This is a genomic window from Bradyrhizobium sp. UFLA05-112 (assembly GCF_053572325.1).
Genome location: NZ_JBANBK010000060.1, coordinates 1 through 18397 on the forward strand (window position 1 = coordinate 1; position 18397 = coordinate 18397).

An 18397-nucleotide genomic window follows, 5' to 3' on the forward strand; every position below is an offset into this window, starting at 1 on the left:
GATCACGGCGTTCGAGGGGTGTCCACACCCTCACCGCCGCTTACCCCAGTCGCCGCTTACCCCATAGCATCTGGATCGCCCTGTCCCGGCTGCGCCAAAGGCTTCGCCGGGCGCTCCGGTGTTGGGCCGGCGAAGCTTCAGCGAAGACGGCAAGCAGGGCGATGACAGTTGTGATTGTGGATCCACATCGCGCTTGGGCGGTGTGGGTTACGCTGCCTTCTTCAGCACCGACACGAAGAAGCCATCAGTGCCTGTGCGCCTTGGCGTCATCAGCCAGCCTTCGTCGGATTGCAGCGCGGCCTCGGCAAAGGCTTCCGCCTTGTCCCAAAGCACGCTCGCAGTCTGCTCACTCGGCACGACCGAGAATTCCGGATGGCGCGCCACGAATGCCCTCACCTGCTCGCCGTTCTCCTCCGACAGCACCGAGCAGGTGACGTAGGCGATGCGGCCGCCCGCCTTCACCAGCGGCACGGCGCGCTCGAGCACCTCGGCCTGGTCCTTCAGCCGGATCTCCAGCGCACCCGGGCGCATGCGCCATTTGGCGTCGGGGTTGCGGCGCCAGGTGCCGGTTCCCGTGCAGGGGGCGTCGATCACGACGAGGTCCGCCGAGGCGCGAATCTCGGCGAGCGGATCGGCCTCGCCCTTGGGCGTGCGGATCTCCGCATTGTGGACGCCTGCGCGCGACAGCCGGTCATGGATCGGGGCGAGCTGGCGCTTGTCGCGGTCGGTCGCGATCAGGCGCCCCTTGCCCTGCATGAGGGCCGCGAGCGCCAGCGTCTTGCCGCCCGCACCGGCACAGAGATCGATCACCTGCTCGCCGGGCTTTGCCGCCGTGAACAAGGCTGCAAGCTGCGAGCCTTCATCCTGAACTTCAATGGCGCCCTTGATGAAATCCTCCTCGGCCTGGATGCCGGGATTGCGCGCGTCGGCGCCAAGCTCGATGCGCAGGCCGTTCGGCGACCACGGCGTCGGCTGCGCCTTCAGATGAGATAATCGGCCGAGGACCTTGTCACGACTGCCTTTCAGCGTGTTGACGCGCAGATCCAGCGGCGCGCGGCTCGCCATTGCCGCGGCTTCGGCCGCGCGGGTCTCGCCGAACACTTTTGCAAGGTGCGGATCGAGCCAGTCGGGATAGTCGCCGGCAACCGCTGCCGGTGCATCCTCGAGGGAACGCGAGGCGAGCGCGGCCGCTTCCGCCTCCGTCAGCGGCGCCGGCGCATAGCGGCCGCCGTCGAACAGCGCCGCCATGGTCGGGGTATCCATGTCGCGCTCCAGGCGCAGCATGCCGATCAGGCGGGCGCGCGCCGTGTCGGACTCCATGAGATACGCACTCGAGGCGTAGCGGCGCAGAACGTCCCAGACGAGGCCGGCGATCGCGGCGCGGTCGCCGGAGCCGGCAAAGCGATGCGCAGTGCCCCACTCCTTCAGCGCCTTCGCCGCGGGCACTCGGTCTCTCTCAATGGTGTCGATCAGTTCGATGGCCGCGGACAGCCGGGCAGCAGGGGTCATTTCACTCTTTCAGATCAAGTCTGACGACCAAGCGTCAGATCAACAACAGAATCTTCAGCGCGAAGTAGACCCACATCGCAAGCAGCACAAGCATGCCGGCGAGCCAGACGGTCGAGCGCTGGCCGAGGTCGTTGGAGTTGACGAAGACGCCGGCATGGACGAACCGGGCCACCACGAATACCCATGACATCAGCACGATGAAGAGATCGGCATGGCGCAGCGGCAGCGCCAGTGCGATCAGCACGTAGAACAGCACCGGCAGTTCGAACTGGTTGGCAAAGCAATTGGCGATCTGTGTGGCGCGCTTCGGCCAGTTCGGCTCGCCGAGCGCGATGTCGCGGATTTTGGTCTCGCCGGAGACCAGCGTCTCGCGCCGCGCCAGCGCCATCCAGATCAGGAGCGCGAAAGTCAGCGCGACCTGAGCGAAGACCGGCAGCAAAACCATTTGAACGGACATCGGAATCCTTTCCGCCTGGTGCGGAGGCAAGACCGTCATTAGCCGGCGCCGCTAGCCCTGACAATCAACGACTTGAACCGCCGTTCCCGCATCTGCCACCAACTATCGATAGTTTAAGCGATTTTGGCCTTCGCCGCCGCGCGCGAGCCGCGTGCTGTGACCGTCACGGTTCCGACGTCTGTCGGGACTAACATGGCGCCATGTCCGAATTCCGCCTGACGCAGATCTCAGACACGCACCTTGGCCGCCGCTTCCCGGGCCTCATCGCGAACTTCCAGCGGGTCGCTGGGCACATCGACGCCGCCCGGCCCGATCTCGTCGTCAACACTGGCGATGTGTCCTTCGACGGCCCGACCAGCCGCGACGACATGGAGTTTGCAAAAACCCTTCACGACGCGCTGCCCGCGCCGTGCCGCTATCTGCCGGGCAATCACGACATCGGCGACAATCCGACCGCGATCGGGCCCGCACCCGCGCCTCCGGTGGACGAAGCGCACCGCCGGCAATTCTGCTCCGTCTTCGGCCACGACCATTGGCAGTTCGAGGCGGCCGGCTGGTGTTTCATCGGCCTCAACTCGCTGGTGATGAATTCGGGACTTGGGTTCGAGCCCGAGCAGTTCGACTGGCTCGCCTCGCAATTGTCTCGCGCAGACGGCAAGCCGATCGCGCTTTTTGTGCACAAGCCGCTGTTCTTGAACAGACCCGACGACCCCGAGACCGTCGACACCGCGATCCGCTACGTGCCCCAGCCGGCGCGGCAGCGCCTGATCGAGATGATGGCTGGCGCCGATGTCCGCCTCGTCGCCAGCGGGCACGTCCATCAGCGGCGCGATTTCACCTATGGCCGCACAAGGCATGTCTGGGCGCCCTCCGCCGGCTTCGTGATCTCCAGCGATACGCGCCAGGTGCGGATCGGGATCAAGGAGACCGGACTGGTCGAATACCGCTTTCAGCCCGACGGTTTTGAGGTGCGCCACGTCAGGGCGGCCGGACAGGTCGACGTCGACATCGAGGAATTGCTGGCGCAGATGGGCCAGCCTCATCCCTAGGCCGCGCTCTTCAGAACGCGACCAAGGAGGTCGAGCTGAAATTCCTGATCCGCCAGTCGCCGGCCCATGTCGGCGTGCGCCAGGGTGAGCAGAACCTGCTCAACTGGATCAACACCGACATCTTCACGAACAAGCTCAACGGCAAGCTCGGCGCGCTGCATCTCAAATGGTTCAAGGAAGAACAGTTGCTGCCGACATTGTAAGCTTGGGCAACGCTCCTGCGCGCCGTGCGCGGGAGCTCACCTTCACGAGGAGAATTCAGATGATCAAACGTTACGTCGTCGGCCCCCGTATGAGCCAGGCCGTCGCCGCCGGCGGCATGGTGCACATTGCCGGTCAGGTCGCCGATGACCGCAAGGCCGGCATCGTGTCGCAAACCCAGCAGGTGCTCGCCAAGATCGACGCGCTGCTGAAGGAAGCCGGCTCCGATCGCTCCAAGCTCGTGGCGGTCAACGTCTTCCTGCCGCACATCACCGATTTCGACACCATGAACTCGGTCTATGACGCCTGGATCGATCCGGCCAATCCGCCTGCGCGCGCCTGTGTCGAAGCCCGTCTCGCAGATCCCGATCTGCGCGTCGAGATGACCGCAGTCGCCTTGCTCTAAAGGCCCTTTGTTCCAGCCTTCGGCCGGCGTCGGCGACGACGCGGCCCTGAGGCCATCCATGCATACCGCACTTTTTCACGAGATCCTGGTCGAGCGCGGCAGCGTCTAACGCTTACGCGACATCCCTCAGATCCTGCTGGATCGCGGCCAGCAGCGATTGCAGGGCGTCGCTGTTCACGGGCTTTGCACTCACGACCACCCGCGGCGCGGGGCGCTTGGGAAAGACCGGCCGGGCCGGAAATGGCGGCGGAGACAGCGCTGCGGCTGCCGTGCTTTCGGCCTCATCATCGCTGTGAACGAACTTGCCATGCAGCACGTCGTCGTGACGGCCCATGATGAACATGGTCGCCCAATAGCCGGCGGCCAGCACAATTACGCTGAAAATACCAATCTCTAACATCATCGCACCAAAATATGCGCGATGATTCAATGCCTTCGCCGGCCCGTCAATGAACGGAGGGTCACACCTGCGGCTTTTACGGGCCGGTGTTGCCGATTGGTGACTCTTTGTGAACCAGGCGCCGGCGCGCGGAGGCCGGCGACCGCCCATCAAGTCTTATCCGGCCCGACCCGAACGAGTTGCTTGCCGAAATTGGCGCCCTTCAGGAGGCCCATGAAGGCGCCGGGCGCACTGTCCAGGCCCTCGGTGACGAACTCCTTGTACTTGACCTTGCCCTCGCGGACCCAGGCGGACATGTCGCGCAGGAAGTCGCCGTGGCGGGCGGCAAAGTCGCTGACGATGAAGCCGCGGAAGGTCAGCCGCTTGGTCAGCGTCGCGCGCATCATGCTGGCTGCCCATTTCGGCGGCTTGGCCTCGGTGTCGTTGTAATGCGCGATCAGGCCGCAGACCGGCACGCGAGCGAAGGCATTGAGCTGCGGGAAGACCGCTTCGAACACCGCGCCGCCGACATTCTCGAAATAGACGTCGATGCCCTTGGGGCATGCGTCCTTCAGCCTGGCCGCGAGATCGGTTTCGCGGTGATCGACGCAGGCATCGAAGCCGAGCTCCTTCACAACGTAGTCGCACTTGTCCTTGCCGCCGGCGATGCCGACTGCACGTGCGCCCTTGATCTTCGCGATCTGGCCGACGGCCGAGCCCACCGCGCCGGAGGCGCCGGCCACGACGACGGTCTCGCCGGCTTGCGGCTTGCCGATGTCGAGCAGGCCCGTATAGGCGGTCATGCCGGGCATGCCGAGCACGCCGATCGAGGTCGAGATCGGCGCCAGCTTCGGATCGACCTTGATCAGTCCCTTGCCGTTCGAGACCGCATGCGTCAGCCATCCGGCGCGCGTGCGCACGATGTCGCCCTTGGCGAAATCGGCATTGTTGGAGGCTATCACCTCGCTGACCGTCTCGCCCTCCATCACGCCGCCGATCGGCACCGGCGCGGCATAGGACGGACCTTCGCTCATGCGCCCGCGCATATAGGGATCGAGCGACAGCCAGATCGTGCGCAACAGCACCTCGCCTGCGCCCGGCGTTGGGACTGCGAATTCCTCGATGCGGAAATCAGACGGCTTTGGCTCGCCAACGGGACGCGCGGCGAGAACGATGCGCTTGCCTTGGGACATGATGGCTTCCTCACTGTTTTATTCGTCATAGCGAGCGAAACGGAGGGAACGAGGCGCGTCAATACAAAAGGACTAGATTGGGGGATGACGGTGGCGCGCACGCGCTCACAATATTCTCGGTGTCATCGCCCGCCTTGTGCGCAATTGCGCACTGGAGCGGGCGATCCAGTATTTCAGAGGCGGTGATGGATACGGAGAAGCCGCGGCGTACTGGATGCCCCGCTTGCGCGGAGCATGACAGCGATACGCGAGGCGAGCGCGCGAAAACCAGCGCGCAGCCCGGACGCCTAACCCCCGCCCGGATAGTTCGGGGCTTCGCGCGTGATGGTGACGTCGTGGACGTGGCTTTCGCGCAGGCCCGCGCCGGTGATGCGGACGAAACGCGCCTTCTCATGCAGATCCTTCATGTCGCGCGCGCCGACATAGCCCATCGCGGCGCGCAGGCCGCCGGCGAGCTGATGCATGACGTTACCGACCGGCCCCTTGTAAGGCACCTGGCCCTCGATGCCTTCGGGCACGAGCTTCAGGGTGTCCTTGATGTCCTGCTGGAAGTAGCGATCGGCCGAGCCGCGCGCCATCGCGCCGACCGAGCCCATGCCGCGATAGGCCTTGTAGGAGCGGCCCTGCCACAGGAACACCTCGCCGGGCGTTTCGTCGGTGCCAGCGAGCAGCGAGCCGACCATCGCAATGTCGGCACCGGCCGCGAGCGCTTTCGCGAGGTCGCCGGAGAACTTGATGCCGCCGTCGGCGATCACGGGAATGTCCGCCTTCTTCGCCGCTTCCACCGCATCCATGATCGCGGTGAGCTGCGGCACGCCGACGCCAGCGACGATACGCGTGGTGCAGATCGAGCCCGGGCCGATGCCGACCTTGATGCAGTCCGCGCCCGCATCGATCAGCGCCTGCGCGCCGTCTTCGGTCGCGACGTTGCCGGCGACGACCTGCACCGAGTTGGACAGACGCTTGATGCGGTTGACGGCATGGAGCACGTGACGGGAGTGACCGTGCGCGGTGTCGACGACGACGAGATCGACGCCGGCGTCGATCAGCCGCTCGGTGCGCTCGAAGCCGGTATCGCCGACGGTGGTCGCGGCAGCGACCCGCAGGCGGCCCTGCGCGTCCTTGCAGGCGAGTGGATGGGCGACCGCCTTCTCCATGTCCTTGACGGTGATCAGGCCGACGCAGCGATACTGGTCGTCGACGACGAGCAGCTTTTCGATGCGATGCTTGTGCAGCATTCGCCTCGCTTCATCCTGGCTGACATTCTCTCGTACCGTGACGAGATTTTCGTGCGTCATCAGCTCGGAGACTTTTTGCCGGCGGTCGGTGGCAAAGCGCACGTCGCGGTTGGTGAGGATGCCGACCAGCTTGCCCGGCGTGGTCTTGCCCGCGCCGGTGACGACGGGAATGCCGGAGATGCCGTGATCGCTCATCAGCTTGAGCGCGTCGTCCAGCGTGGCGTCGGGGCTGATGGTAAGCGGGTTCACCACCATGCCCGACTCGTATCGCTTGACCTGCCGCACCTGCGCGGCCTGCCCTTCGGGATCGAAATTGCGGTGGATGACGCCGAGGCCGCCGGCCTGCGCCATGGCGATCGCCATGCGGGCCTCGGTGACGGTGTCCATGGCGGAAGCCATGATCGGGATATTGAGCGGAATGGCGCGCGTGACGCGAGAGCGGATGTCGACCTCGGATGGAAGCACGTCCGAGAGGCCCGGCTTCAACAGCACGTCGTCGAACGTAAAGGCTTCGCGGATGCCTTGAAGTTGCACCGTGGCCATATGCCAACTCCTTCCTGCGGCCGTGCCGCAAATGCTTATGGATGAGCGCCGCCCTCGGCGTACCTTGCGGCAGCACCGTCGAATCGGAGCCCATCGGTGGGGTTGACGCCGGTCGATAGCACGGCCGGGTGACGAATCAAAGCAATTCGGCCCGATTGCCAGCCATGCACAGGCTTTTTTGCGCCTTTAGCGCGGATAACCTGGCGGCGGGCCGTGCTGGCGAATCGCGTCCACGACCTCCCGATGCCGCCGGTCCTCCCGCTTCATGTGCACCGCGATGACCGCATGCGCCGACGGGACCAGCAGCAAAATATGGAAAACCAGGCCGAAAATCACGCAAACCACGCACAGGACGAGGTTGAAGATCGCCGAGAACGGCTGCCCGTTCAGGAGCAGCCCGATCGGCGGAAGAAGCGCGGCAAGGATGTAGATCATCGCGGGATCTCCAGCAGGCGCTGCAACCCGGGACACAGTCTGGGGGCCGCACCGTCACGCAGGATTTAGGTGCTATGCGCGGTTCCGCAATGGTCTCGAAGCAGCGACGGTGTTAAGCCGCATCGCTCACCTCTCCTTCCGATTTTCCATTAAATATCCGTCATGTCGGTCAACAAGCAACGCGTGATCCCGCTGATCGTAGCGACCGCCCTGTTCATGGAAAACATGGACTCGACGGTGATCGCGACGTCCCTGCCCGCGATCGCCGCCGACATCGGCACGAGCCCGCTGACGCTGAAGCTCGCGATCACCTCCTATCTGCTGTCGCTGGCGGTGTTCATCCCCGCGAGCGGCTGGACCGCCGACCGGTTTGGCGCGCGGCTGGTGTTTGCCATCGCGGTGGGCGTGTTCATGGTCGGCTCGGTCGGCTGCGCGCTGTCGGGCTCAGTAGTCGACTTCGTGTTCGCGCGCATTCTCCAGGGCATGGGCGGCGCGATGATGACGCCGGTCGGGCGGCTCGTGCTGCTGCGTTCGATCGACAAGAGCGACCTCGTCAACGCCATGGCCTGGGTCACCGTTCCCGCGCTGATCGGTCCTGTGGTCGGCCCGCCACTCGGCGGCTTCATCACGACCTACGCGTCGTGGCACTGGATTTTCCTGATCAACCTGCCGATCGGTCTGCTCGGCATCTTCATGGCGCTGCGCTACATCGATCCGATCAAGAGCGAGGCGCAGGAGCCGTTCGATCTCAAGGGCATGCTGCTCGCGGGCATTGGACTTGCCGGTATTGCCTTCGGCCTGTCGGTCGCGGGCCTCAATCTGCTGCCCTGGAGCACCGTGCTCGCGCTGGTCGCGGGCGGCGCGATCTCGATGACGCTCTACGTCGTGCATGCGCGGAAAACCGGATCGCCGGTGCTGGACTTTTCGCTGCTGAATCTCGCGACGCTGCGCGCGGCCGTCATCGGCGGATTCATGTTCCGGCTCGGCATCGGCGCGCTGCCATTCCTGCTGCCGCTTCTGATGCAGATTGGCTTCGGGCTGACGCCGTTCCATTCGGGCCTCGTGACCTTCGCCTCTTCGCTTGGCGCCATGGGCATGAAGACGCTGGCCGCGCGCCTCATCCGCGCCTTCGGCTTCCGCAACCTGATGACGGTGAATGCGATCATCAGCGCATTCTTCCTCGGCGTATGCGCGCTGTTCACGGTGACGACCCCGCTGCTCATCATCATGGTCATCCTCGTGGTCGGCGGTTTCTTCCGCTCATTGGAGTTCACCGCGATCAACACGGTTGCCTATGCGGAAGTCGAGGCTCCGCAGATGAGCCGCGCGACCACGCTCGTCAGCGTGAACCAGCAACTCGCCGTCTCCGCTGGAGTCGCGGTCGGCGCCTTCTCGGTGGAATCGACGATGTGGTTCCGCCACGTCACCGAGATCGACGCCACCGTGTTCTGGCCCGCTTTCATCGTCGTCGCGCTGACGTCGGCGGCCTCGAGCTGGTTCTTCTGGCAGATGCCTCAGGACGCCGGCCACGAGATCTCCGGCCGCAAGGCGGTCGAGATCGCCAGCCGCAAGGGCGCCGCCAAGAGCGCGGCGAGCGCCGCCGTCAAGGCGGCGACGGAGGATACGCAGGACATGCGGGATCAGCGCCTGGGGTAGGCGAAAGCAGAGTGCCAATCCCTCATCCTGAGGAGCGCGGAACGCGCGTCTCGAAGGATGAAGGCCCCGCCGGTGGCCTCGCCCTTCGAGACGCCGCTACGCGGCTCCTCAGGGTGAGGGTCAGCCGCCTGAATTCACTACTCTCGCGCAGCGTCGAGCCGTTTCGGAAGCGGCTCGCCAAAAATCCGGAAAATAACCCATGCAAAGTAGCAGGGAGCGCCGCGACCTACTTCGTATTTTTCGAACTCGCTTGACGCGTCGGGCAAATCATTGGCAATATGCGACCGTGGCGCAATTCGCGAAAGTCTAAAGGACCCGTCCGAAAGCGGCATTCAATTGGGCGTAGGGCAGCGTCGGCGCACGGGTTAGGCCGAGCGCCTCGGCGCCTTGAGCTTGATCATTTGAAGCCGTTACCCGTTCTGCGTTCCATCCACGTAGCCGCCGCCAATCTGTGTTCCTGGAGCGAGCAGCCCTTTGCCGGGAACATGATTGATCTCCAGCCTCGTGCCGTCTGGATCCTCGAACAGCACCGAGTAGTAGCCGGGAGCAAAACTGTCGTCTCGCGGTTCGTGGATGATATGTACGCCGATCTTTACGAGGAAGTCATACGCCTCGTCGACATCGGCACGCTCTCGCGCGCGGAAACAGTGGTGATGCAATCCAACGGAGCCCTGGCGGAATCGTTGGCCAACATACTCCTCCGCGGGCGCATGAACGCCAAATCCCGTACGGCCGCCGACACAATAGAAGGTGTTCACCGTGTCGGCCACGATCGTAAGGCCCATAAACGGTAGTAGTTGTCCGTAGAAGGCACGTGCGGCTGGAAAATTTCCAGCCGTGATGAATGTGTGGGCAACGCCATTGATTTGCATGCTCGGTCCTCCCGCAAATATCCATTTTCGCAATGATCAATTTTACGAACAATAGTCTGGGCATGCTTAGGTCCGCTGCACCTCAGATAGCGGCGCAATAGCCGACCTCGCCAGAAGTTCGAGTTGGGCCATCCCACTACGACCGTCCTCGTGGAAAGTGTTGAACGGGCTCAGGGATCACAACCCAATCGTGCTTGCCTTCCTCCCAAACTGACCGAACGGGAGCCGGGTATGTTGGATCGCATATCGCCCCGACAACGATCCCGATCAAGGTGGGATGCTTTCCGGCACGGGCATAGACGGTAGACCCGCAGGTTGGGCAGAAGAATGTCTCGAACGTGCTACCTGTTGCAGTCGGCCTCTCATAGCGGGTCGCCTCGCCTGTGATCTTGACGCTATCATTGGAGTAGTAGGCTAGTACGCCGAACGGCGACCCGCTTCGCCGCTGACAGTCGCTGCAATGACAAGCGACAACCGACGAGCTCGGGCCCGGTAAATTCACGGAGAGCTGCCCGCACTGGCACTTGGCATCCATCGTAGACTCCATTGCTTCCTTCCTGGCACAGTAGCGCTGGGCACAAGGTCCGCAATGGATCAAAATGAAGGGCTCAACGTCAGTAGCGGATCTCAATGAAGTCTCTGTCCGCTACTTCGCTGACGCCACGAGCGGGCTGGTGAATGACGGTCGCGCCCTAGTTGTTGCCGCGGAACCCCGTCGCCAGCACGTAGCGCTCCGACGAGTCCTGCCTACTCGCCGCCGGCTTGACGTGCCGCACGGTCGCAAAATCGCGCTTGAGCTGGGCGAGCAGCTCGGCGTCGGCGCCGCTCTGGAATGTCTTGGCGAGGAACGTCCCACCGGGCTTCAGCACGTCACAGGCAAAGGCCGCTGCTGTCTCGACGAGACCCACGATGCGGAGCTGGTCGGTCTTGCGGTGGCCGGTGGTGTTGGCGGCCATGTCGGACATCACGATGTCGGCGCCGCCGCCCAGCATCGCGGTGAGCTTGTCCGGCGCCGCGTTGTCCATGAAATCGAGCTTCGCGAAATCGACGCCGGGAATCTCCGGCATCTCCAACAGATCGATCGCGACGACCTTGCCCTTGCCGTCGACCGAGCCGACGCGCTTGGCCGCAATCTGGCTCCAGCCGCCGGGCGCGGCGCCGAGATCGACCACGGCCATGCCGGGCTTGAGAAGGCGGAATTTGTCGTCGATCTCGAGCAGCTTGAACGCGGCCCGCGAGCGATAGCCTTGTGCCTTGGCCTTGGCGACATAGGGATCGTTGAGCTGGCGCTCCAACCAAAGCTTCGACGACAGCTTGCGCTTGCCGCCGGTCTTGACCTGGACGTGCAAGCGGCCGGTGGTGTCTTTCGCCATCTCACCAGCTCCTGAGCGCGCCGTCCTCGCGCATCATCTCGACCAGCATGCCCTCGCGAAGGCCGCGGTCAGCGACGCGCAGGCGCGGCAGCGGGAAGGCGCGGCGGATGGCATCGAGAATGGCGCAGCCGGCGAGCACGAGATCGGCGCGCTCGATGCTGATGCAATTGTTGCCCGCGCGCTCCTCATAGCTCATGCCGAGCAGCCTGTTGATGGTTGCCGTGATGTCGGCATCGTCCATCCAGATGCTGTCGATGCGACGGCGATCGTAGCGCGCGAGATTGAGGTGAATGCCGGCGAGCGTCGTCACCGTGCCCGAGGTGCCGAGCAGATGCATGTCGGCGAGATCGCGGCCATGCTCCTCGGCAAAGGGGGCGACATGCCGGGCGACCTCCTCTTCCATCGCCGCATAGGTCTTCCGCGTCACGTCGCGGCCGCCGAAGTGCTCGGCCAGCGTGACGACGCCAAGCGGAATCGACATCCAGGCCTTTATGCGCGGCTGCGGATTCTCGTCGGCCGGGTCGCGCTCGATACGCACCAGCTCGGTCGAGCCGCCGCCGATGTCGAACAGGATCGCGCCGCGCCCCCTGGGGTCGACCAGCGGCGAGCAGCCGAGCACGGCGAGCGCGGCCTCGGTTTCGCGGTCGATCACCTCGAGCTCGATGCCCGTCTCTGCCGCGACGCGACTGCGAAAGCCTTCCGCGTTCGACGCGGCGCGGCAGGCCTCGGTGGCGATCAGCCGCAGCCGCTTGGCCTTGCGCAGCTCGATCTTGTCGCGGCAGATGCTGAGCGCCGCGATGGCGCGCTCGATCGCGGCCTCGCTGATGCAGCCGGTGGCCGAAACACCCTCGCCGAGCCGGATGATGCGCGAGAAGGAATCGACCACGCGAAACCCGTCATTGGTCGGACAGGCGATCAGCAAGCGGCAGTTATTGGTGCCGAGGTCCAGCGCCGCGTAGACGCCGGTTCCCGACATTTGCGCAGGGACGGCGGTCGGTTCGACGGCCAGTGCCGCCGCAGCCATCGTCCCCAGCTCTCCGTGCGGCGCAAGGCCGTCGCGGAGCCGCGTGTGGTCATTCATACAAACTGTCTTTCCACGGCCCGAAAGGGCCGACCCGGAATTGCTTTTTCGCGGGAAACTTTAGCAGCGCTTGGGCCTCGCGCAACAACCCATCACAATGGGACCATGCCTATTCGTGCGTTGTCGTGAACGGGCCCGTGCGTTATCTGAACGGGGGTCCGGGCCTTCCGCCGCCCGCGAAACCCGCGCAAAAGCCGGCTTTTCAGGTCATTTCAATGCAAGAACACACCAAATCGTCTTCGCTCGAAAACGCTATTGCACTGCAAAAATACGGCGTCGGACAGCCGGTCCGGCGCAAGGAGGACGATACGCTGGTCCGCGGCTTGGGCCGCTATACCGACGATTTCAACCTGCCGGGCCAGGCCTATGCCGTGATCGTTCGCTCGACCCACGCCCATGGCGTGATCCGTGGCATCGGCACCGAGGCGGCCAGGGCGATGCCGGGCGTGCTGGGCGTGTGGAGTGGCACCGACCTTGACGCCGCCGGCTACGGCCCGTTCACCTGCGGCCTGCCGCTGAAGAACCGCGACGGCTCGCCGCTGCTCCAGACCAACCGCCAGCCGCTTGCGACCGACAAGGTCCGCTTCGTCGGCGATCCCATCGCCTTCGTGGTGGCGGAAACGCTGGCCCAGGCGCGCGATGCCGCGGAAGCCGTCGAGGCCGACATCGAGCCCCTGCCCGCGGTCACCGATCCCGAGGAAGCCGCGCAAACAGGTGCGCCGCAGCTTTACGACCACATCCCCGGCAACGTCGCGCTCGACTATCACTTTGGCGATGCCGAGAAGGTCGAGGCGGCCTTCGCCAGCGCCGCGCATGTGACCAGGCTCGACATCGAGAATACCCGCGTCGCCGTGGTCTCGATGGAGCCCCGCGTGGGGCTCGCCTCCTACGACAAGAAGACTGAGCGCTACACGATCCAGGTGCCGACGCAGGGCGTTTCGGGCAACCGCGCCAATCTCGCCAAGAACCTCAAGGTGCCGAACGACAAGGTGCGCATTCTCACCGCCAATGTCGGCGGCTCCTTCGGCATGAAGAACATCAACTACCCCGAATACATGTGCATCCTGTTTGCGGCGAAGACGCTGGGCCGTCCGGTAAAGTGGACCGACGAGCGCTCGACGAGCTTCCTTTCCGACAGCCACGGCCGCGCCCAGAAGATCCACGCCGAGCTGGCGCTCGATGCCGAGGGTCATTTCCTCGCAGCAAAGCTCTCCGGCTACGGCAATCTCGGCGCCTACATCACCGGCGTCGCGCCGAGCCCGCTCTCACTCAACACCGGCAAGAACTTTTCCAGCGTCTACCGCACGCCGCTGATGGCGGTCGACATCAAGACGGTGTTGACCAACACCACCTTGATGGGCGCCTATCGCGGCGCCGGCCGGCCCGAGGCGAACTACTACATGGAGCGGCTGATCGACCGCGCCGCCGACGAGATGGGGATCAGCCGGCTGACCTTGCGCAAGCGCAACTTCATCAAGCCGAACCAGATGCCGTTCCCGGCTTCCTCCGGCGTGACCTATGACAGCGGCGACTTCCAGGCCGTGTTCAACAAGGCGCTGGAGCTGTCGGACTATGAGAGCTTCTCCAAGCGCAAGAAGGAGAGCAGGAAGAGCGGCAAGCTGCGCGGCATCGCCATCGGCTCCTATCTCGAGGTCACCGCCCCTCCCGGCGTCGAGCTCGGCAAGATCGTGTTCGATCCCGATGGCACGGTGCAGCTCATCACCGGCACGCTCGACTACGGCCAGGGCCACGCGACGCCGTTCACGCAGGTGCTGTGCGCGCAGCTTGGCGTGCCCTTCGAGAACGTGAAACTCGTGCAGGGTGACAGCGACATCGTGCACACCGGCAACGGCACCGGTGGCTCGCGCTCGATCACCGCGAGCGGCATGGCGATCGTGGAATCCTCCCGCCTCGTCATCGAGAAGGGCAAGCGCGCCGCGGCGCATTTCATGGAGGCGTCCGAGGCCGACATCGAGTTCGCCGACGGCCGCTTCACCATCGCGGGCACCGACCGCAGCATCAACATCATGGACTTGGCCAAGCGCCTGCATGACGGCAAGGTGCCGGAGGGCGTGCCCTCCTCGCTCGACGTCGACCACACCACCGAGCCGGTGCCGTCGGCCTTCCCGAACGGCTGCCACGTCGCGGAGGTCGAGATCGATCCGGACACCGGCGTGGTGGAGATCGTGCGCTATAGCGCGGTGAATGATTTCGGCACGGTGATCAATCCGATGCTGGTCGCGGGCCAGCTCCACGGCGGCGTCGTCCAGGGCATCGGCCAGGCGCTGATGGAGCATGTCCGTTACGACGAGAGCGGTCAGCCGATCACGGGTTCGCTGATGGACTACGCGCTGCCGCGCGCGGAGGACGTTCCGTTCATGAGCGTCGGTGATCACCCGGTGCCGGCCACGAGCAATCCGCTCGGCACCAAGGGCTGCGGCGAGGCTGGCTGCGCGGGCAGCCTGTCGACGGTGGTGAACGCGGTGGTCGACGCGCTCTCCGACTACGGCATCAAGCACATCGACATGCCCCTGACGCCGGAGCGCGTGTGGCGGGCGATTCAGGACGCGAAGGGGACGGCGTGAGGGACGGCATTTTCGCCTCACACCTACCACTGTCATCGCCCGGCTTGCCCGGGCGATCCAGTACGCCGCAGCCGTCGTAATAGATCTCGATGTCTCTGGAATCCTGGATGCCCCGCCTTCGCGGGGCATGACAGCGAGTGAGAGGCACCCACCTGCCCCTTCCCGCGTTACGCCGCCGCCTGCTCCCGCGGCTGGTAGATCGCGATGTGCTGGCAGTGGGCGAGCGGTGTGTTGCCGTTGGCAACGACCAGCGCGTCGAGCTCGACGAAGCGGTGGCCCTTCTTCTCGTAGTTCGCGGTGACCCTTGCCCGCGCCGTGATCTCGTCGCCGGCGCGCGCGGCCGACAGCAACTGCATGCGGCTGCCGACATGGATCCATGGTCCGAGAACCGTGTTGTCGACCAGCACGCGATTCATGACGCGCTGGATCAGACCGGGATGACCAAGTCCTTCCCGCGCGAAGATCGGATCGGCCTCCCTGACCTCAGCGAGATACTCCGCAGCCGTCTCTCCCGCCCAGCAGCGCGGCGCGGTGCCGAACCATCTGCCAACCTCGAAGGTGACCGCATTGACGGGCTTGCGCTCGGCCACGGCGGGGACCTCGAGATAGTCGGCCAGAACGAGCGCGGGAGCGGACTCGGGCAGTGACGCCGCTCCGGTCGCGCAGAGCTCTCCGCGTGAAAACACCTCGATCGTGAGCACGCCGTTGTGCTCGACCGCGTCGACGTCGGCCGTCTCGCCGTCATAGACGGGCTTGACGAAGCGCGCCTCGATCAGGCCGCGGCCGAGGAAATCGCGGCCCCAGCGGGCGACCGGCACGTGCATCATGTAGGCAATGACGTCAACGCCGGGGACCAGCCCGCCGGAAAAGCCGAAGCGGCGCGCCACGGTGTCGTCGTGCATCTTGTTTTCAGATTGTTTGGCGGTGTTGTAGGCCTCAACACGGTAGGTTTCGAGCCGGGTCGGCATGCTGTCGCCCTGATTTTTGCTGCTTCAGAGGCCGATCGTAGGCCTGCAGGAACCCCGGTCAATCCCCTCGCCTTTGAGCGGCGAATGCGGTACCACGCGGCCGATGACGAGCCCTGCAGCCACGCCCCGCATCTATGTCGACGCCGACGCCTGTCCGGTCAAGGACGAGATCTATCGCGTCGCTGTCAGGCATGGCGTGCCCGTGAGCGTGGTCGCGGGTAATTTCATCCGTGTGCCCCAGGACCCGCTGATCGAGCGCATCGCCGCGGGCGCAGGGATGGACGCTGCTGACGACTGGATCGCGGAGCGGGCCGGTGACGGCGATATCGTGATCACCGCCGACATCCCGCTCGCGAGCCGCTGCGTGAAGACGGGGGCCGACGTCATCGCGCCGAACGGCAAGCCGTTCACCGAGGAGTCGATCGGCATGACGCTCGCGGTGCGCAACCTCATGACAGATCTGCGCTCGGCTGGCGAAGTCACCGGCGGCCCGAGATCGTTCGCGCCGCGCGATCGCTCCGCATTCCTGTCCGCGCTGGACCAGACCATCCGCCGCATCCAGCGCCGCCGAGCCGAGCAGGCCGCAACGGTCAAGGGCTGAGCATGGCGCCGCCGCTGATCCAGCTGAAAGACATCCGCCTCACATTTGGCGGCACGCCTCTGCTCACGAGCGTCGAGCTCAACGTCGCGCCGTCCGAGCGGGTCTGCCTGATCGGGCGCAACGGCTCCGGCAAATCGACACTGCTCAAGATCGCGGCCGGTCTCGTCGAGCCGGACGGCGGCACGCGCTTTGTGCAGCCCGGCTCGACTATCCGCTATTTGCCGCAGGAGCCGGATTTCGGCGATCATGCGACGACACTCGCCTATGTCGAGGCCGGGCTCGCGCCCGGCGATGACCACCATCAGGCGCGCTATCTGCTGGAGCAGCTCGGGCTCACCGGCGAGGAGAATCCGGCCAATCTCTCCGGCGGTGAGGCGCGCCGCGCGGCGCTGGCGCGGGTTTTGGCGCCCTCGCCCGATATCCTGCTGCTGGACGAGCCGACCAATCATCTCGACCTCACCACCATCGAATGGCTGGAGCAGGAGCTCAACAGCCGGCGCAGCGCGCTGGTGCTGATCAGCCACGACCGCCGCTTCCTCTCCAATCTCTCGCGCTCGACCGCATGGCTCGATCGCGGCAGGATCAAGCAGATCGATCGCGGTTTTGCCTCGTTCGAGGCCTGGCGCGACGAGGTGCTGGCCGAGGAAGAGCGCGACCAGCACAAGCTCGACCGCAAGATCGTCGACGAGGAGCACTGGCTGCGCCACGGCGTCTCGGGCCGGCGCAAGCGCAACGTCAAGCGGCTCGCCAATCTGCATGCGCTGCGCGCGCAGCGCCGCAATTATCGCGGCACGGCAGGCAGCGCCAACCTCGCCGCCGCGGAAGCAGAGGCCTCCGGCAAGCTGGTGATCGAGGCAAAGGGCATCACCAAGGCCTATGGTGAGCGCAGGATCGTCGAGAATTTCTCCACCCGCATCCAGCGCGGCGACCGGCTCGGCATCATCGGGCCGAACGGCGCCGGCAAGACCACGCTGGTCAATCTTTTGACCGGCGGGACAGAGCCGGACTCCGGCACCGTGCGGCTGGGGGCCAATCTCGAGATGGCGACGCTCGACCAGCATCGCGAGAGCCTCGATCCCAAATCGACGCTCGCCGAGGCGCTCACCGGCGGCCGCGGCGATCACGTCGTGGTCGGCGGCAAGCCGAAACACGTGGTCGGCTACATGAAGGACTTTCTGTTCGCACAGGAGCAGCGGGGCACGCCGCTGGAAGTGCTCTCGGGTGGCGAGCGCGGCCGCCTGATGCTGGCGCGCGCATTGGCGAAGCCGTCGAACCTCCTGGTGCTGGACGAGCCGACCAACGATCTCGACCTCGAAACGCTCGACGTGCTCGAGGAGATGCTCGGCGATTACGAGGGCACGGTGATCCTGATCAGCCACGACCGAGACTTCCTCGACCGCGTCGTGACATCGGTGATCGCGCCCGAGGGCAACGGCCGATGGATCGAATATGCCGGCGGCTACAGCGACATGCTGGCGCAGCGCGGCGCCGACCTGAAGCGCGAGACAGTGAAGGCGCAAGCTCCCGCCGAGAAGAAGGAAGATCGCCCCGCTGCCCCGACGTCCGCGCCAAAACGGCGGCTGAGCTTCAACGAGAAGCACGCGCTGGAAACGCTACCGAAGAAGATCGACACCCTGCATGCCGACATCGCAGAGCTTCAGCACGTGCTTGACGATCCCAATCTCTACGCCAAGGATCGCAAGAAATTCGACGATACATCTGCCGCGATCGCCAAAGCGCATGAGGAACTTTCCGCCGCGGAAGAACGCTGGCTTGAATTGGAAATGCTCCGCGAAGAGATCGAACAGGCATAGCGCGTATTCCGCAAAAATGGGCACCGGTTTTGCGATG

Annotated in this window: 17 protein-coding genes and 1 pseudogene; 7 read left to right on the top strand and 11 right to left on the bottom strand. The window is 65.0% G+C overall.

Annotation, left to right across the window (positions count from 1 at the left end; translation table 11 throughout):
• Positions 1 to 207 precede the first annotated feature (207 nt).
• Positions 208 to 1509 (bottom strand): RsmB/NOP family class I SAM-dependent RNA methyltransferase, encoded by a 1302-nt coding sequence (locus SO180_RS29015; protein ID WP_449382251.1) that lies wholly within the window; start codon positions 1507 to 1509, stop codon positions 208 to 210.
• 34 nt (positions 1510 to 1543) lie between these two features.
• Complete coding sequence (locus SO180_RS29020) at positions 1544 to 1966, bottom strand: MAPEG family protein (protein WP_449382252.1); 423 nt, start codon at positions 1964 to 1966, stop codon at positions 1544 to 1546.
• Between the two features lie 200 nt (positions 1967 to 2166).
• On the opposite strand from SO180_RS29020, the gene SO180_RS29025 reads away from it, so the two are divergent.
• From SO180_RS29025 to SO180_RS29035, 3 genes and pseudogenes are all read left to right on the top strand, one after another.
• Positions 2167 to 3015, top strand: a complete 849-nt coding sequence (locus tag SO180_RS29025; protein ID WP_449382253.1) for a metallophosphoesterase family protein — start codon at positions 2167 to 2169, stop codon at positions 3013 to 3015.
• A gap of 11 nt (positions 3016 to 3026) precedes the next feature.
• Positions 3027 to 3218: pseudogene (locus SO180_RS29030) on the top strand (transporter substrate-binding domain-containing protein); the annotation flags it as partial.
• Between the two features lie 59 nt (positions 3219 to 3277).
• The gene (locus tag SO180_RS29035; protein WP_284265801.1) at positions 3278 to 3622 is read left to right on the top strand and encodes a RidA family protein; all 345 of its coding nucleotides are present in this window, start codon (positions 3278 to 3280) and stop codon (positions 3620 to 3622) included.
• 112 nt (positions 3623 to 3734) lie between these two features.
• On the opposite strand, the gene SO180_RS29040 is transcribed toward SO180_RS29035, so the two are convergent.
• From SO180_RS29040 to SO180_RS29055, 4 genes are all read right to left on the bottom strand, one after another.
• Positions 3735 to 4172: a hypothetical protein gene (locus tag SO180_RS29040; protein WP_449382254.1), complete on the bottom strand. Its 438-nt coding sequence runs from the start codon at positions 4170 to 4172 to the stop codon at positions 3735 to 3737.
• Positions 4172 to 5194 (bottom strand): NADP-dependent oxidoreductase, encoded by a 1023-nt coding sequence (locus tag SO180_RS29045; RefSeq protein WP_449382255.1) that lies wholly within the window; start codon positions 5192 to 5194, stop codon positions 4172 to 4174. The genes SO180_RS29040 and SO180_RS29045 overlap by 1 nt, the downstream gene beginning before the upstream one ends.
• Before the next feature lie 287 nt (positions 5195 to 5481).
• The gene (guaB, locus tag SO180_RS29050; protein ID WP_449382256.1) at positions 5482 to 6975 is read right to left on the bottom strand and encodes an IMP dehydrogenase; all 1494 of its coding nucleotides are present in this window, start codon (positions 6973 to 6975) and stop codon (positions 5482 to 5484) included.
• Between the two features lie 186 nt (positions 6976 to 7161).
• Positions 7162 to 7410, bottom strand: a complete 249-nt coding sequence (locus tag SO180_RS29055; protein ID WP_449382257.1) for a hypothetical protein — start codon at positions 7408 to 7410, stop codon at positions 7162 to 7164.
• Positions 7411 to 7572: 162 nt separating this feature from the next.
• Here SO180_RS29055 and SO180_RS29060 point away from each other — a divergent pair, with 162 nt between their 5' ends.
• Complete coding sequence (locus SO180_RS29060) at positions 7573 to 9066, top strand: MFS transporter (protein ID WP_449382258.1); 1494 nt, start codon at positions 7573 to 7575, stop codon at positions 9064 to 9066.
• 410 nt (positions 9067 to 9476) lie between these two features.
• Here SO180_RS29060 and SO180_RS29065 read toward each other — a convergent pair whose 3' ends face one another.
• The 4 genes from SO180_RS29065 to SO180_RS29080 form a co-directional block, all read right to left on the bottom strand.
• A complete protein-coding gene (locus SO180_RS29065) occupies positions 9477 to 9938 on the bottom strand; it encodes a VOC family protein (RefSeq protein ID WP_449382259.1) in 462 nt (153 codons plus the stop codon).
• 136 nt (positions 9939 to 10074) lie between these two features.
• The gene (locus SO180_RS29070) at positions 10075 to 10485 is read right to left on the bottom strand and encodes a GFA family protein (protein WP_449382260.1); all 411 of its coding nucleotides are present in this window, start codon (positions 10483 to 10485) and stop codon (positions 10075 to 10077) included.
• 145 nt (positions 10486 to 10630) lie between these two features.
• Positions 10631 to 11311 carry an RlmE family RNA methyltransferase gene (locus SO180_RS29075; RefSeq protein ID WP_449382261.1) on the bottom strand — a complete coding sequence of 227 codons (681 nt, stop codon included), beginning with the start codon at positions 11309 to 11311 and terminating at the stop codon, positions 10631 to 10633.
• Position 11312: 1 nt separating this feature from the next.
• Positions 11313 to 12392: a Ppx/GppA phosphatase family protein gene (locus SO180_RS29080; protein WP_449382262.1), complete on the bottom strand. Its 1080-nt coding sequence runs from the start codon at positions 12390 to 12392 to the stop codon at positions 11313 to 11315.
• 215 nt (positions 12393 to 12607) lie between these two features.
• On the opposite strand from SO180_RS29080, the gene SO180_RS29085 reads away from it, so the two are divergent.
• A complete protein-coding gene (locus SO180_RS29085) occupies positions 12608 to 14977 on the top strand; it encodes a xanthine dehydrogenase family protein molybdopterin-binding subunit (RefSeq protein WP_449382263.1) in 2370 nt (789 codons plus the stop codon).
• Positions 14978 to 15144: 167 nt separating this feature from the next.
• On the opposite strand, the gene SO180_RS29090 is transcribed toward SO180_RS29085, so the two are convergent.
• Positions 15145 to 15945 carry a hypothetical protein gene (locus SO180_RS29090; protein ID WP_449382264.1) on the bottom strand — a complete coding sequence of 267 codons (801 nt, stop codon included), beginning with the start codon at positions 15943 to 15945 and terminating at the stop codon, positions 15145 to 15147.
• A 103-nt stretch (positions 15946 to 16048) separates the two neighbouring features.
• Here SO180_RS29090 and SO180_RS29095 point away from each other — a divergent pair, with 103 nt between their 5' ends.
• Both SO180_RS29095 and SO180_RS29100 read left to right on the top strand, forming a co-directional pair.
• A complete protein-coding gene (locus tag SO180_RS29095; protein WP_449382265.1) occupies positions 16049 to 16546 on the top strand; it encodes a YaiI/YqxD family protein in 498 nt (165 codons plus the stop codon).
• A gap of 2 nt (positions 16547 to 16548) precedes the next feature.
• Positions 16549 to 18360, top strand: a complete 1812-nt coding sequence (locus SO180_RS29100; protein ID WP_449382266.1) for an ABC-F family ATP-binding cassette domain-containing protein — start codon at positions 16549 to 16551, stop codon at positions 18358 to 18360.
• The last annotated feature ends 37 nt before the right edge of the window (positions 18361 to 18397 follow it).

Excerpts from the sequence above, each read along its gene's own strand:
- SO180_RS29015 (WP_449382251.1), bottom strand. The coding sequence starts at position 1,509 with ATGACCCCTGCTGCCCGGCTGTCCGCGGCCATCGAACTGATCGACACC.
- SO180_RS29020 (WP_449382252.1), bottom strand. The coding sequence starts at position 1,966 with ATGTCCGTTCAAATGGTTTTGCTGCCGGTCTTCGCTCAGGTCGCGCTG.
- SO180_RS29025 (WP_449382253.1), top strand. The coding sequence starts at position 2,167 with ATGTCCGAATTCCGCCTGACGCAGATCTCAGACACGCACCTTGGCCGC.
- SO180_RS29035 (WP_284265801.1), top strand. The coding sequence starts at position 3,278 with ATGATCAAACGTTACGTCGTCGGCCCCCGTATGAGCCAGGCCGTCGCC.
- SO180_RS29040 (WP_449382254.1), bottom strand. The coding sequence starts at position 4,172 with ATGGGCGGTCGCCGGCCTCCGCGCGCCGGCGCCTGGTTCACAAAGAGT.
- SO180_RS29045 (WP_449382255.1), bottom strand. The coding sequence starts at position 5,194 with ATGTCCCAAGGCAAGCGCATCGTTCTCGCCGCGCGTCCCGTTGGCGAG.
- guaB (WP_449382256.1), bottom strand. The coding sequence starts at position 6,975 with ATGGCCACGGTGCAACTTCAAGGCATCCGCGAAGCCTTTACGTTCGAC.
- SO180_RS29055 (WP_449382257.1), bottom strand. The coding sequence starts at position 7,410 with ATGATCTACATCCTTGCCGCGCTTCTTCCGCCGATCGGGCTGCTCCTG.
- SO180_RS29060 (WP_449382258.1), top strand. The coding sequence starts at position 7,573 with ATGTCGGTCAACAAGCAACGCGTGATCCCGCTGATCGTAGCGACCGCC.
- SO180_RS29065 (WP_449382259.1), bottom strand. The coding sequence starts at position 9,938 with ATGCAAATCAATGGCGTTGCCCACACATTCATCACGGCTGGAAATTTT.
- SO180_RS29070 (WP_449382260.1), bottom strand. The coding sequence starts at position 10,485 with ATGGAGTCTACGATGGATGCCAAGTGCCAGTGCGGGCAGCTCTCCGTG.
- SO180_RS29075 (WP_449382261.1), bottom strand. The coding sequence starts at position 11,311 with ATGGCGAAAGACACCACCGGCCGCTTGCACGTCCAGGTCAAGACCGGC.
- SO180_RS29080 (WP_449382262.1), bottom strand. The coding sequence starts at position 12,392 with ATGAATGACCACACGCGGCTCCGCGACGGCCTTGCGCCGCACGGAGAG.
- SO180_RS29085 (WP_449382263.1), top strand. The coding sequence starts at position 12,608 with ATGCAAGAACACACCAAATCGTCTTCGCTCGAAAACGCTATTGCACTG.
- SO180_RS29090 (WP_449382264.1), bottom strand. The coding sequence starts at position 15,945 with ATGCCGACCCGGCTCGAAACCTACCGTGTTGAGGCCTACAACACCGCC.
- SO180_RS29095 (WP_449382265.1), top strand. The coding sequence starts at position 16,049 with ATGACGAGCCCTGCAGCCACGCCCCGCATCTATGTCGACGCCGACGCC.
- SO180_RS29100 (WP_449382266.1), top strand. The coding sequence starts at position 16,549 with ATGGCGCCGCCGCTGATCCAGCTGAAAGACATCCGCCTCACATTTGGC.